This is a genomic window from Streptomyces phaeochromogenes, from assembly GCF_001418655.1.
Taxonomy (GTDB): Bacteria; Actinomycetota; Actinomycetes; order Streptomycetales; family Streptomycetaceae; genus Streptomyces; species Streptomyces phaeochromogenes.
In genome coordinates this window covers 1-13,475 of record NZ_LIQZ01000052.1, presented here as the reverse complement: position 1 = coordinate 13,475, position 13,475 = coordinate 1, and the positions used below count along the sequence as shown (strand labels likewise).

Genomic DNA, 13,475 nt, shown 5'->3' with positions numbered 1-13,475 from the left:
CGGCATCGCCGCGGCGACCGTCATCGGCTACCGCGTCCTGACGGTCTGGGTACCCCTGCTGCCCGGCGCGCTGGTCCTGTCGATCCTGGTCCACCGCAAGGTGCTGTGAACCGCACCGGAACCCGAGCCCCGACCACGGCCGCTCCGGACCACCGCCACTACGGGGCTACGGGGCTACGGGGCTACGGGGCTAGCCTCTCCCGAGATCGAGCCGTCCGACGTGGGCCACGTTCCCCCGGTCCTCGGCGTCCTCGCTGGCCTCCGCGGCGAACCACGCGTCGAGGATCTCCTTGAGCAGCGGCCCGGACGTCAGCCGCAGACTGAGCGCCAGCACATTGGCGTCGTTCCACCGCCGCGCGCCCTGGGCGGTGTACGCGTCCACGCACAGCGCGGCCCGCACCCCGGGCACCTTGTTCGCGGCGATCGACGCGCCGGTGCCGGTCCAGCAGCACACGACCGCCTGGTCCGCCTCCCCGGCGGCGACCTGACGGGCCGCCGTCTCCGAGCACACCGCCCACTGCGGATCGTCCCCGGGGCTCAACGCCCCGTACGCCAGCACCTCGTGACCACGCGCGCGCAACTCTTCGAGCAGGGCACGGGCGACGGGTTCGTCCATGTCGGAGGAGACGGAGATCCGCATGTCCCGGAGCCTACCGCCCCCTCCTTCCACCCTCTCCTTCCGCTGGTGGGGAGGGCGACGGCTGGGGGATGATGCGGCCATGGCCGAGATCAGCAACTCGCTGTGGAACGACGACATCACGGCGTCCCACTACCGCGAGGAGACCGCTCCGTACCAGGCGGCGGTCTTCGAGCAGTACAAGCTGTGCGTGGAGATGGCCGACCGGGTCAGCGCCCGACGCAATCTGGCCAACACGTTCTTCCTGACGCTCAACAGCGGTCTGGTCGCCTTCCTCGGCGCATGGCTGTCCCAGCCGCAGCGGCGCGGCCTCTCGGTCCTCCTCCTGCTGGCGGGGCTCCTGGTCCTGCTCGCCATCTGCGTCGCCTGGTGGTTCACCGTCCGCTCCTACCAGCAGTTGAACGACGGGAAGTGGAAGGTGATCGGGGCCCTGGAGGAGCGGCTGCCGACCCGCGCGTTCTCGGCCGCCGAGTGGAAGGCGCTCGACGAGGGACAGGACTGGCGCGTCTATCTGCCGCTCACCCACGTCGAACGGTGGGTCCCCCTCATCTTCGCCGGCACCTACCTCCTGGGCTTCGCCGCCCTGGCGCTGTGAACCGCACCGCGGACGTGCCCGCCTCCCCGCCCCACGGCGGGCGTTGGGCGTTGGGCGATGCAGCAGATACGTTCCCCCACCCGGAAGGGAGTTGTCGCTTGACCACGATCGCCGTCACGGGACACATGGACCTGGCCGAGGAGGCCACCGGGCCGGTACGTGCCGCTCTCCGCGCGCTGTTGGCGGAATTCCGCGGTGACACGCTGGTGGGGCGCTCGTGCCTGGCCGTCGGCGCCGACTCCCTGTTCGCCGAGGAGATCCTCGCGCTCGGCGGCCGGCTGTCGGTGATCCTCCCGTCCCGGGACTACCGGGAGGCGGTGGTGCGCCCGGAGGATCTCGCACGCTTCGACGCCCTGCGGGACGCCGCCGAGGACGTGACCGTGATGCCGTACGAGCACGCGGGGCGCGAGGCCTACGAGGCCGCCAACCACTTCCTCCTGCAGCAGGCGCACCGGCTGGTGGCGGTGTGGGACGGCGGTGCGCCCTCGGGCCGGGGCGGCGGCACCGCGGACACGGTGGCCGTCGCGCGGGCAGCCGGCCTGACGGTCGACGTGGTGTGGCCCTCCGGCGCCCGAAGAACCGGCGCACAGACCTGACACCGGCCCGCCCGGCCACGTACCGCCTCTCCCGATGGATCAATTCCGGCCATGTCGATGGAAGACGCATCAACTCGGCAGGATCAGCCGCGAGTTGATCGGCGCGCCTCTAGAATCGGCGCAACGTCGCGACCGCACACGGTCGTGCTGCGCCAATGAAGACCGCGTCGAGCAGGGGCTGCCGTCAGGCTCATCCCTCGGTGCTACGCGTGTGTGAACGGGGGCTTTTCCATGCCCGGTGGCGACATCACCAGCGGGGCGTTGTTCGCGTTGCCGTTGGTCGTGCCCCGATCCACCGAGTACACGCGCCTCGGTGTACCGCCCGAGGCGACGGCCGACGAGATCCGGGCGGCAGCCGCCCGGTACGACGCGCGGCTCCAGGCACGCGGTGCGAGCGAGGAGGAGATCGCCGCCGCGCACGCCGTCAGTCTGGAGAGCGCCGAGGCCCGAGCCGCGCACGACGCACGGTATCCGCCGCTCCCACTGCTGCGCCTCGAACCGACCTGGGAGCCGGTACTCGACGAACGGGACGCCGGTCTGACGGTGCTGCGCAGGGAGATCGAGGCCTTCCTGACGGCCGCCGGTGAACCCGTGCACCACCCCTCGGACACGACCCGTACGGATTTCAGCGGCGACTTCACCCGCACGCATCTGCTCGACGGCTTCGCCGACGAGTGAACCCCGGAGGTCTCCCCATGGAAGATGAGTTGCACCGGGTCGTCGGCATCGACCTCGGCACCACCTATTCGGCCGTCTCGGCCTACCACCCCGACGACTTCGCCCCCAAGATCCTCGCCGACCCCGAGCACGAGGGGGCCGCCGCCGTCGCCACCCCCTCGGTCGTCCGGCTCGAACCGGGGACCGGCACGCTCGTCGTCGGGCACGACGCCAAGGCGGCCATCAGCGCCGGACCGGGTGCCGACGACACGCTCGTGGAGATCAAGCGCGAGATGGGCGCCGTGTTCACCCCGGAACTGCTCGCCCACTTCGGCGCGACCGGCGTCTTCGCGGAGGGCGATCCCGTACGGGCCAGGCTCGGCGGGGAATGGCTGCGCCCGCAGGAGATCAGCGCCCTGGTGCTGATGCGGATGAAGCGGATCGCCGAGCAGGCGCTGGGCGGGGACATCCACGACGCGGTGGTCACCGTGCCCGCCTACTTCATGGAGCGGCAGAAGAAGGCCACTGAGGAAGCGGCGCTGCTGGCCGGTCTCTACCCCCGCCAGCTGATTCCGGAGCCCACCGCGGCGGCCATCGCCTACGGAGTCGACCGGGCGGAGTCCGAGAAGCAGATCTACCTCGTCTTCGACCTGGGCGGCGGCACCTTCGACGTGTCGATCATCCAGACCGAGGACGACGAGATCGAGGTCATCGCCACCGCGGGCGACCAGCGGCTGGGCGGCGGCGACTTCGACGACGCGGTCGCCGAGTGGATCGTCCGGGAACTCGGCGCGACCCTGCCGCGGGACACCGAGCGGCTCCGGATCAAGGCGGCGGCGGAGGCCGCGAAGCGCGAACTGTCCCTGCGCGGCACGGCCTCCATCGACCTGGGCGGCACGACCGCTCCGCTGGAACTCGACCGGGCCACCTTCGAGGCGCTGATCCAGCCGATCCTCGACCGGTCCCTGAGCCAGGTCGGCGAGGCCCTGAGCTTCGCCAAAAGCGAGAAGGGCGTACAGCGCGAGGACATCAACGCGGTGCTGCTCGTGGGCGGTTCGACCCGTATCCCGCAGGTCAAGCGGATGCTGCTCGACTACTTCGACCAGGACGAGGGGTTCGTGCGCGGCGACGCCAACCCCGACACGCTGGTCGCCCGGGGCGCGGCGATCGTGGCCCACCGGTTCGAGCCCACGCCCGCCTTCGACCTCGGGACCCGGCCGACCGGCGAGCGGTCCGCGGAGGACCAGGACTACTCCGTCACCCTGATCACCGAACACACCCTGGGCGTCGGCGTCCAGCAGGGGAAGTTCAACGCGCTGATCAAGCGCGGCACCAAGATCCCGGCCCGCCAGGTCAAGACGTACACGAACCCGGAGCAGGCGGCGCGCATCGAGGCGGCCATCTATCAGGGCGAGGGCGAGTACATCTACGACAACACCCTGATCGGCACGATCCACCTCGACGACATCGAGCCCCGGCCGGAGGGATACCACCAGTTCGAGGTCGAGTTCTCCCTCGACGTGAACGGACTGCTGGGCGTCCAGGTCACCCACACCAACACCGGGCGTGAGTACCAGGCGACCTTCGACCAGAGCACCACCATCGGCAAGATCGACGAACTCGCGGAGCGGCGTGCGGCGTTGCTGAAGCTGTACGCGACGGTCGCACCGGCCGGGGCCCGGAACGCGACGCGGCCCGGCGGCGCGGGGCATCCGGACGCGGGGCAACCGAGCGCCGGGCAACCAGGCGCCGGATCACCGAAGTTCACGATTCCCGCGCCGGTGGGCGCCCCCGCACCGGGCCCGGAAGCCGTACCGGCATCTGTACCGACGCCGGTACCAACTCCGGTCCCGACGCCGGTACAGGCATCCGTTCCGGCCGCCGTGCCCGCCCAGGCGTCCGCCGCCGAGCTGGACCCCGCCGACGTACCGGCGGAGTACCGGCGCATGGCCAAGAAGGCGATCAGGGCGGCCCGGGACGGCCAGGCGCCGCCCGCTCTCACCGACGCCCTGCGCGCCTTCATGGACGCCGTGGGCACCGGCGCGGACGAGGACACGCTGGACGAGCTGGCCGACGCCCTAGAGGACGCATATGACGACAGCCGTCGGTGACCGTACCGAGGTCGTCGAGGAGGAGCTCGACGCCGAGTACGCCGGGGTCGGCTGGTGGGGCTCGCTCTACCGCGCGCCGCGCCGGCGCCGCTGGTACCGGCTCATCCCGGTGGAGGAGATCAGCGGGGAGCAGCGGTCCGAACTGCTGGCGTGGCAGACCCGGCCGCGCCGCCAGGACCTGGTTCCCGTGGTGCCCGGAGAGCGGGGCGACCAGCGGCAGTTCGCCGGCCGCTGGTTCCAGGTCGTCTGCTACGAGACCGACGCGGGACGCAGTCTCGCCGACGCCGTCGCCGACCGGGAACCGGCCCACCGGCTCGCGTCCGTGGCCGCCGCGCTCCACGCGCTGCCGGGCTGGCGCGAGTCGATCGGCCCCGGGCTGGTGCCGCTGCCCGCCGACATCGTGCTGGTGGGCGACCGCCCGCTGCTGTTGCCGCTGCCGGCCTGGGGCCCGCCGTCCCTGGGCGAGGTCTTCGCCGAGCCGGAGCGGATCACCCATCTGACCCCCGAGGCGGCACGCGGTCTGCCGCCCGGCGGCCGGGCCCCCGATCTGCACGCCCTGGGCGTGGCGGCCCTGCGCTGCTTCGACACACTGCCGTCCGGCGACACCGGGCGACTCCTCCGACGGACCGCCTGTGCCGCGGTCTTCACCGACCAGCGGCACGACAGCCGCCTGCCGCCCTGGATGCGGCGCGTGGAGTCCGTACAGGCCGCACGGGCACAACTGCTCGGCCTCACCGGCGTCCAGGCCGCGGGGCTCGTCGACGCGGATCCGCAGCTTCTCGCCAAGGCCCTCGACCGGGCACGGCACGCGATGGACCCGCTGGCGGCGGTACGTGCCCTGCGTGAGGCGGGCGAACCGCGCAAGGCCGTCGGGCTCGCCCACGCGGCGCTGGTCGACCGGCCCGGCCCCGAACTCCTGCTCCTCGCGGCCGACATCGCCCGCCGGGATCTCAAGGAGCCTCTGGAGGCGCTGTCTCTGCTGGAGCGGGCGGTGCAGACGGACCCGGAGCGCGGTGAGGCGTACGCGGCGCAGCTGTCGATCATCGGCGGCCTGTGGTCCGTCGTCCAGGGCCGGCTCGCCGGAGCCATCGACGCCTCCTTCGCCGACCGGCTCCACACGACGGCCCGTACGGCGTTCGACCGCTTGCCGCCCGAACTGCGCCGGGAGCACGCCCACGACTTCGCGGGCTGCCTCATCGGCCTGGGCGAACTGCGGGAGGCGAACGACTTCGTGTACCGCTGGCTGCACGACGGGACGACGCTGATGTGGTGGCGTTTCGACCTCATGCTCGACTACGGCGAGACCTTCCTGCGGCTGGGCCACCTCGACTCGGCCGGGTCGGTCGCCGAGCAGGTCAAGGACGGTCTGCGGCGGGTCCGGGAGAGCGGCCAGATGGGCCGCGACGACATCCATGAACACGGCATGCGCCTCGCGGACTTCGTCCGAAGACTGCACGAGGCACGGGGCGAGGAGACGCACGGGTGACCACGATTCTGCTGGCGGTCGTCCTGCCGCTGCTGTTCCTGTCGACCGTGGCCAGCGGCTCGTACTTCCTCCTGGTCCTGCCGAGCCGCTGGCGACGGCCGTACGCCGAGTCCCTGGCCCTGCTGGACAGCGACGACCGCGACGAGCTGGAGCGGGCCGACCGGCTGCTCGGGCAGGCGGTCAACGCCGGGCCCCGGGGGCGGGGGCTGAACCGGATCCGTTTCGCGCAGGCCTATGTGCGGGCGATGCTGGGGACGTACGAACCGGCCCGCTACTCGGCCGCCGCGACCGTGCTCGACGAGCTGGTCACCGCCGAGAGCCGCACGAAGGACACCGCCTACCTGGAGCTGTGGGTACAGGCGCGGCTGGAGAACCACGACCGCGTCACCGATCTCTACGCGGAGCACCGGGCGCTGCTGGACGCCCGGCCGCAGAGCCGCCGGATCGCCGCCATCTCGCACCTGCAGCTGGCCGCCGGGCACTGGCGGCGGCGGGAGATCGACGGGGCGCTGCACCACTTCGACCGGGTCCGGGAGCTCGGCGAGCTCACCGAGCGGATCCCGCCCGAGGTGAACGACCTTCAGCTCGTCAAGGGCGTCCAGGCGGTGTTCGACGGACGGGCCGACGAGGCCCGGGACGCGTTCGGCGACGCGCGGAAGCGGTCCGCGGAGCGCGATCTGCCCACCGTGGAAGCCGAGTTGGGGCTTCTCGTCTGCGACTGGGCGGACGGTGATCCCCATCAGCTGGGCGACTGGCTGGCGCAGCTGGCCGAACAGGTGGAGCGCCGGCCGCCCGAGGACGGCTCGGGCCCACAACTGCTGACCGGCATCGCGCTGTTGAGGCTGCTCGCGCTCCTGCGGGAGTGGCTGCTGCGGCCCGCGCTGTCCGGGGCGCCGTCGGCGGACGACTTCGAGGAGTTCGGGCGGCGTGCGGACGCGCTGCGCGAGACCGACCCCGAGCTCGGTGACGCGGCCCTGGTGGACGGTCTTGTCCGGTACTACTTCTCCGCGAGCCAGCCCGAGCGCGAGCGGGCCCTCGCCGTGCTGAACGGCGGCACCGGCCTGGCCAAGGGCATCATGCTGCCCGAGGTGCTGGACCTCATGGAGCGTGAACGGGCCCTCGGCGGGGAGGGGGACGCGATCTCCCGCTACCTCGTCCTGGTCGGGGAGTACCTGGAGGATCCCGAACGGTCCCAGGAGGACCAGGCCCTGTACCGGCGTCTGAAGGCGAAGTTCACGCCGTTCGGCGACGCCGGCGACCTGGAGGAGGGAGCCGTACCCCATCAGCGCGCCCCGCTGGAGGATCACCGGCGACGCTCGGAGGCACTGCGCCGCCGTATCGAGCTGATCCTCTACACGCGGCTGCGCGACCTCCCCGACGACGACCCCGCCAAGCACGCCGTGCGCGAGCAGCTGGCCCAGCTCGAACAGGCCTCCGCGGTGTACGCCGAGGGCGCCGAGGTGCTGCACGGCGCCGAGCGCAAGCTCATCACCAGCACCGGACAGATCCTGCTGCCCGAGGAGACCGATGACCAGCATCGTGCCTAGCCGGCGGACCGGGGCCGCACCCGGGCGCCTGGCCCGACTCGTGCCCGGACGGCGCCGTACGGCGGACCACGCCGGGCTGCTCGACCGGCTCGCGCCCGTGGTGCACCGGCCGGCGCCGGACGAGGACCAGCTCTTCGAACAGGCGTCGCTGGCCCGGGTGTTGCTCCTGATGGTGAAGGTGGACCAGGAGGCCGAGTACCTGCTCTGCAGGGAGCTGGCCGAGCACGCGCTCGGCAGCGTGCCCGAGCCGGGCGAGTCGCCCGACTGAGGGCGCCGGTGCCCGCTCTCGCACCGAGCTCCCCCGTTCCCGCACCCTCGCGTTCTCCCTCAGCCACCCGCAATCGGAAGGGACACCTGTGACCGGCACAGGCCGTGACAATGCTTTTCAGGAGATCCGCCCGGTCCAGGCGCTGCGGACGCCCACGTTCGAGTTCACGGAGGTCCGGGGACACGGGGACTTCGCCGAACACGACCGGCGGCTGGAGGAGCTGGCCCGGGACGCGGCAGCCGCTGCCGCCTCACAGACCGCGCTGGTCCTGGCGCCCCCGGTCGCCACGCTCACCGAGATGTCCCTGGACCTGGGCCCCGACGGCGAGGAACTGCTGGAGGACGCGCGGGCCAACACGGGCGCCGGTGAGTACCAACTGGCCCTGGACCAGCTGGCCGAGTACCTGCAGAACGCCCCCGACCACCAGGAGGCCCGCTATCTGCGCGCCTACTGCCTGTTCCAGCTGGGCGGACCGGACCAGGTGAAGGCCCTGCGGATCCTGCGGCCCCTGCGCGACGAGCGGGTGGAGGCCGGGCTGCGCGAACGGATCCGTGACCTCCGCGGCGAGCTGCGCCGCCGTCTCACCCCGCTCGAAGTCACCGCGTACACCGAGACCGTGCGGACCGATCCCCCGGGGGCGCTGGCCCGCGTCGAGGCGTTCCTGGAGCTGGCCCCGGAAGAGGGCACGCTGTCCTATCTCCTCGCGGTCGGCCAGGCGCGCGACGGCGATCTGGAGCTGGCCCTCGACACCGCCACCCGGGGCGCGGCCGAGGCGGATGTCGACCAGGAGCCGGTCAGGGCACTGGCGCGCAGGCTGCTGCTCGCGCAGCTCGCCCCGGTGGCGGCGCCTGCCGTGTCGGAGTTCAAGGCGGGCAATCTCCACCGCTCCCGTCACGCGCTGCTGGGCATGGACCCCCGATGGCGCAGGAACACCGTCCTCGACGACTTCGACGCGTTCCTCGCCCTCCTGATCGACCTGCCGCGCCAGATCCCGCTGCCCGCACCGAAGTTGCCGCCCGACCGCACCGAGGACCTCTACTCGCTGATCGCGGAGACCGACGGGCAGCAGGCCGCGCTGCTGATGCAGACCGGCCGTGCCGAACAGGCCGAGCGGCTGCTGGCCCACGTCCTGTCGCTGGTGCCGCGCTTCCCGTGGCTCAACTTCCTCTACGCGGCCTGTCTCTACCGCCTGGGCCGCGAGCCTGACCGGGCCGCCGAATGCGCCGAGACCGCCGTACGGGATCCCGGTCTCACGCAGGCCGCCGAACTGCTGGAGGCCATCAGGGGCTGGCAGGAGGCCACGGTCATCAACCCGGCGGTGAAGGAGTACGTCGACGCCATGGAGTCGGTCCGCGACGGTGTGTCCGTCGACCGGCTGGCGACGCTGCGGCACCGGCTCTCCGCACTGGAGCGCAGGCTCCCCGTCCTGAGGGCGGCGGCGCGGAGCGAACAGGGCGTACAGGTCGTCCAGGAACTCAAGACGGCGATCGCGCAGCGGCTCAAGGAGGTCGCCGACGCGATGGTCGTGGGCGGCCTCTACGAGAAGTACGACCGCGTCATGTCGGCCGCCAAGGGCGGTGTCTCTGGCGCGCAGGCGGCGGACCGGCTCGCCGGATCGCTCGACGGGCTGGCCCAGGAGATCAAGACCACGCGCAAGACCGCGAGGAGGGGCAGCAGTACGAGCAGTCAGCTCGACGACCTCGCGAAGCTGGTGTCCGACCGCCGCGCGGAGGTCTCGCGGGTGAAGACGTCCGTGCAGGTGTCCGATCTCGTACGGCGCTTCAACCAGCTGGCCGAACAGCAGTCGGGCACCAGCTCGCCGTCGCGGCCGAGGGATCCGTACGCGGTGCGCAGGCAGCTCTCCGACATCCTCGGGGACGCACAGCAACTGCGCCGCAGCGCCAAGGGCTCGTTCGAGGCCCGGGACCGGACACTGCTCGACGAGTTGATCGGGACGATCTCCAGGACGCTGCGATGACGACGGCCGAAGCGGCGACGTCCGCCGCCGAGCAGTGGGACGTGTTCATCAGTTACGCCCGCGAGGACTACATCCAGGCCAAGGACCTGCTCGATGCGCTGAGCGAGTGTGTGACCACCGCCGGCGGGGCGCCCAGGATCTACCTGGACGTGTCGCGCACCGGCACGCCCGGCGGAGCTGACTGGCAGAGCTTCCTGGAGGAGGCCCTCCCCCGCAGCCGCTACATCGTGGCGCTCTATTCGCAGACGTACTTCGACAAGCCCGTCTGCCAGTGGGAGCTGCACGAGGCGTACAAGCTGAACACGCCGGAGGGCGGCCGGCTCATCCCGGTGCTCATCGACCCCGGGGCCGCCAAGAAGGTGCCCTACGTGGTGAACCGCATCAACTGGATCCCGACGTCCAGGCCGCACTGGATCGACGAGGTGCGTGGCGCCCTTCAGCTGCGCGTGGCCGAGACACGCCCCTCCCTCCGCTTCGACACACCCGTCACCGGTGCGGTCGCCGGTCACACGCTGCCGCCCCTGACCGTGACCTGCTCGGCCCCGGACGGCACACCTCTGTCGTCTCCCGGGGCGACGGTCACCCTGGCCGCGGAACCGCCCTCCGCCGGACTGACCGGCACCCTCGGCGCGCCGGTCACCCGGGGCTCGGCCGTCTTCGGCGACCTCGCGTTCCGGACGGCCACGGCCGAGGTGCGACTGGTCGCGACCGCCCCGGGCTGCGAACCGGCCATGACGCCGCTCTTCCCGGTGCGGGCACCCGACGAACAGCCGTCCTGGGACAACGGCGACCGTCCCGTCCTGCCCGCGCCCGGCCACCCGGTGTTCTTCCCCGACGGCCGGGCCCTGGCCGTACGCGACGGCAGGACACTGACGGTCCTCACGGCGGCGTACGAGGCCGCCGGCACGGCGGAACTCAGGGAGCGGCCCCGGCTGTGGGCGCGCGGGCAGCACTGCCTGGCCGTCGCCGACTGGTCGGGGCGGGTGGTCCTGGCGGCCCCGGACGGGCGGGTCCGGACCGTGGACCTCCCGGCACCGCGGGGCGAGCGGTTCAACGTGCCGGGCGCGATGTCCTTCGACGGGGACAAGCTGTACGTCGGCATGTGGAGCGGTGCCGTCTGGTCCCTGTCCCTCGATACCGAGGAACCGGAGCGGGTGCTCGAACACCGGGCCGGTGTCCAGGTGTTGGCGGCCGACGGCCAGGGTCTGCTGGTCGGCGGCCTCGACGGAAGACTCACCGAGTACACGGGCGGCCGGGCCGGGGCGGAACACACCCTGGAACCGCTGCTTCTCGCCGTCGCACGGGTACGGGGCTTCGCGCTGGTCGTCGGCGAACACCGCATCCACCGGCTGGACTCGGCCGGCGGACGGCTGTTGCAGGTCACTCAGCCCGTGACGGCGATCACCGGGACCCTGCCGGGCGACGAGCTGACGGCGATCGTCGACGCGGAGGGCCAAGGTGTCTCCTTCGACGCCGAGTTGGCGGTGCGCGTCGGCTTCCACACGGTGCCGGGCGCCCGGCCGGTGGGCTCCGGCAGGGGCGGGCGGCTGCTGGTCCTGGAGTACCCCGACGGCTCGCACGCGCTGGTGCGCGACGGCCGCACCACCTATGTCTCGGGTCACCCGATGACCGTCTCCCCGGACGGGAGCCGGGCGGCGGTGTCGGACGGGCGGCGCCTGCTGATCCTGCCGACCGAGGAACTGGGCGGCGGCGGCCGGGCGGCGCCGGAGGACAACGGCAGTACGGATCCGGGGGAGGGACGGCACTCGTGACATCCCGTACGACGCGTTCGGTGCTGGAGAACCGGCCGGACGTGCTGTGGCGCAGGGTCAGCTGGCTGTGGTCGCGGGTCGAGGAGGGGGAGGCGCTCACCGAGGGGCAGTCGGAGGCCCTGGTCGAGGCCTGTTTCCGGATCGGGGTCCATCCGGGCACCGAGCCGGCGACCGCGCTGGTCCTGCTGGCGCGCGCCCACCGGCTGGACAGCCAGAACCCCAAGCACCCGTACCACGTCGGGCTGCTCTATCTGCGGCACGGGCGGCCGGCGGCGGCCGTCCGCTGGCTGACGGCGGCGGCCTCCCTGTCCCCCGCCAACCACCGGATCTGGGCGCATCTGAGCAGCGCGCTCAAGGGGCTCGACGAGCGGGGGCCGGGTGCCGACGACAGCGGGGACCCCAAGGCCCGTGCCGAGGCGATCGCCACCACGGTCCGCGAGGGCCGCGACGACTTCGACCCGGACGCCGCCGAGCCCGCGCTGCCGCTGCTGCGGCCCGGAGAGTGCCGGTGGACCGGCATCCACGACATGCAGGCCGACGGCCGGCTGCGCGGCAGGACCGCCGAGCGGACGAGGGACGCCCTCGCCGCCGAGCTGGAGAGCATCGCCGAGCTGGCGGACCACCGCCGGGGCGGGACGGCCGCGTTCACCGTCCTCGCCGTGCAGTGGATGGTGTACGGCTATCCGACCGCGACCGTACGCCGGCTGGCGAAGCGGCTTCCGCCGGACGACGGGCCGGCGACGTGTCTGCTGCACCTGGTCTGCGACCTCTTCGAGACCGACCGCGCCGAGCTGCCGGCCCGCCTCGCGGACTGTCTGACCGAACGCTCCCTGCCCGATGTGCTCATCGCGCTGATCCACCGGCGGCGGCTGTTCTGGCGTCCGCTCCGGTTCCCCGACCTGGGCGCCCACGCGGCGGCCAGGGAGTTCACCGACGGTGACCCGGCCCGGCACGAGAAGGCCCTGCGGTCGGCGTCGCGGGCGCTCGGCGCCGAGCCGCCGGAGCCGATGGCGGACGTCCCGGTCGCCTCGGACGCCGACGAGCCGGAAGCGGTCGGTCCCGACGAGCGGCTGGCGGAGTTCGAGGCGGCGGCCTCCCAGCTGCACGGCCTCATCGGCGAGGCGCAGACCCACGCCAAGGCACTGGCCAAGGGCTCGGTGGGAGACGCTGCCGACTACGCGCGGGTGCTGGGGGACAAGGAGACCCTGGCGGGGATGGTGGACCGTCTGGAGGCCCTGCGCCTGGCCCGGCTGGAGACACTGCAGCGGTTCAAGGCCCTCGAACCGGCCGGTCTGGTCATGCCGTTCGAGGTCTTCCACCAGCGGCTGGAGGAGTGCGAGGCCCTCTTCCAGCAGTCCCCGGGCAGTCTGCGGACCATCCTGAACAAGAAGGTCGGCCGCAAACTGGCCGCGAAACAGAAGGAGTTCGGTACGGCCCCGGCCGCGCCGTCGGACCAAGTGCTGGCGCTCCAGGAGCAGTTGTCCGCCGTGGAGGGACAGGAGCCGTCGGGCGGTCCGGCCGGGGGGCCGGGGACCGCCGACGCCGGGCCGACCCACGAGGGCCGGGCAACCGCCGGTGCCCGAGTGACACCCGGCGCCCCGGCGACCGCCGACAGCCAGGCGGCGACCGGCGACCCAGGGACCGCCGGCACCCCGGCAACGGCCGACGGCCCTGTGACGGCCGGGAGCCAGGTGTCGCCAGGAGGCGCGGCGCCCGCCAACGCCCGGACGACGGCAGGCGGTTCCGCAACCGCCAACACCCGGGCGACGGCGAACGGTTCTGCGACCGTCGGCTCCACGGCCGCGGGCCCACGCCCCTCTCCCCTGCC

11 protein-coding genes and 1 pseudogene are annotated in these 13,475 nt (G+C 72.6%); 11 read left to right on the top strand and 1 reads right to left on the bottom strand.

The genetic code is table 11. From position 1 onward, the window contains the following. Positions 1 to 109: pseudogene (locus tag AOK17_RS52020) on the top strand (lysylphosphatidylglycerol synthase transmembrane domain-containing protein); the annotation flags it as partial. Between the two features lie 81 nt (positions 110 to 190). Here AOK17_RS52020 and AOK17_RS07475 read toward each other — a convergent pair. Beyond that, positions 191 to 640: an RpiB/LacA/LacB family sugar-phosphate isomerase gene (locus tag AOK17_RS07475; RefSeq protein WP_055611533.1), complete on the bottom strand. Its 450-nt coding sequence runs from the start codon at positions 638 to 640 to the stop codon at positions 191 to 193. Between the two features lie 79 nt (positions 641 to 719). Between AOK17_RS07475 and AOK17_RS07470 the strand changes: the two genes are divergently transcribed. The 10 genes from AOK17_RS07470 to AOK17_RS07425 all read left to right on the top strand — a co-directional run. After that, the gene (locus tag AOK17_RS07470; protein ID WP_107102323.1) at positions 720 to 1,232 is read left to right on the top strand and encodes a RipA family octameric membrane protein; all 513 of its coding nucleotides are present in this window, start codon (positions 720 to 722) and stop codon (positions 1,230 to 1,232) included. Between the two features lie 98 nt (positions 1,233 to 1,330). Then, positions 1,331 to 1,828 (top strand): hypothetical protein, encoded by a 498-nt coding sequence (locus tag AOK17_RS07465; protein WP_055611532.1) that lies wholly within the window; start codon positions 1,331 to 1,333, stop codon positions 1,826 to 1,828. Positions 1,829 to 2,059: 231 nt separating this feature from the next. Next, positions 2,060 to 2,506 carry a hypothetical protein gene (locus tag AOK17_RS07460; RefSeq protein WP_055611531.1) on the top strand — a complete coding sequence of 149 codons (447 nt, stop codon included), beginning with the start codon at positions 2,060 to 2,062 and terminating at the stop codon, positions 2,504 to 2,506. A 17-nt stretch (positions 2,507 to 2,523) separates the two neighbouring features. Next, entirely contained in the window at positions 2,524 to 4,596 is a 2,073-nt protein-coding gene (locus tag AOK17_RS07455) for an Hsp70 family protein (protein WP_055611530.1), read from the top strand. Continuing rightward, positions 4,577 to 6,082: a hypothetical protein gene (locus AOK17_RS07450; RefSeq protein ID WP_055611529.1), complete on the top strand. Its 1,506-nt coding sequence runs from the start codon at positions 4,577 to 4,579 to the stop codon at positions 6,080 to 6,082. Before AOK17_RS07455 ends, AOK17_RS07450 begins: the two co-directional genes overlap by 20 nt. Next, positions 6,079 to 7,629 (top strand): hypothetical protein, encoded by a 1,551-nt coding sequence (locus AOK17_RS07445; RefSeq protein ID WP_055611528.1) that lies wholly within the window; start codon positions 6,079 to 6,081, stop codon positions 7,627 to 7,629. The genes AOK17_RS07450 and AOK17_RS07445 overlap by 4 nt, the downstream gene beginning before the upstream one ends. Beyond that, positions 7,610 to 7,897, top strand: coding sequence for a hypothetical protein (locus AOK17_RS07440; protein WP_157881280.1), 288 nt, complete (start codon positions 7,610 to 7,612; stop codon positions 7,895 to 7,897). Before AOK17_RS07445 ends, AOK17_RS07440 begins: the two co-directional genes overlap by 20 nt. Positions 7,898 to 7,985: 88 nt before the next feature. Beyond that, positions 7,986 to 9,875, top strand: coding sequence for a tetratricopeptide repeat protein (locus AOK17_RS49875; protein ID WP_055611526.1), 1,890 nt, complete (start codon positions 7,986 to 7,988; stop codon positions 9,873 to 9,875). Beyond that, positions 9,872 to 11,647 (top strand): TIR domain-containing protein, encoded by a 1,776-nt coding sequence (locus AOK17_RS49870; protein ID WP_055611525.1) that lies wholly within the window; start codon positions 9,872 to 9,874, stop codon positions 11,645 to 11,647. The genes AOK17_RS49875 and AOK17_RS49870 overlap by 4 nt, the downstream gene beginning before the upstream one ends. Further along, the coding region (locus AOK17_RS07425; RefSeq protein ID WP_483855175.1) for a tetratricopeptide repeat protein at positions 11,644 to 13,475 on the top strand (1,832 nt) is incomplete at its 3' end. The genes AOK17_RS49870 and AOK17_RS07425, both read left to right, overlap by 4 nt.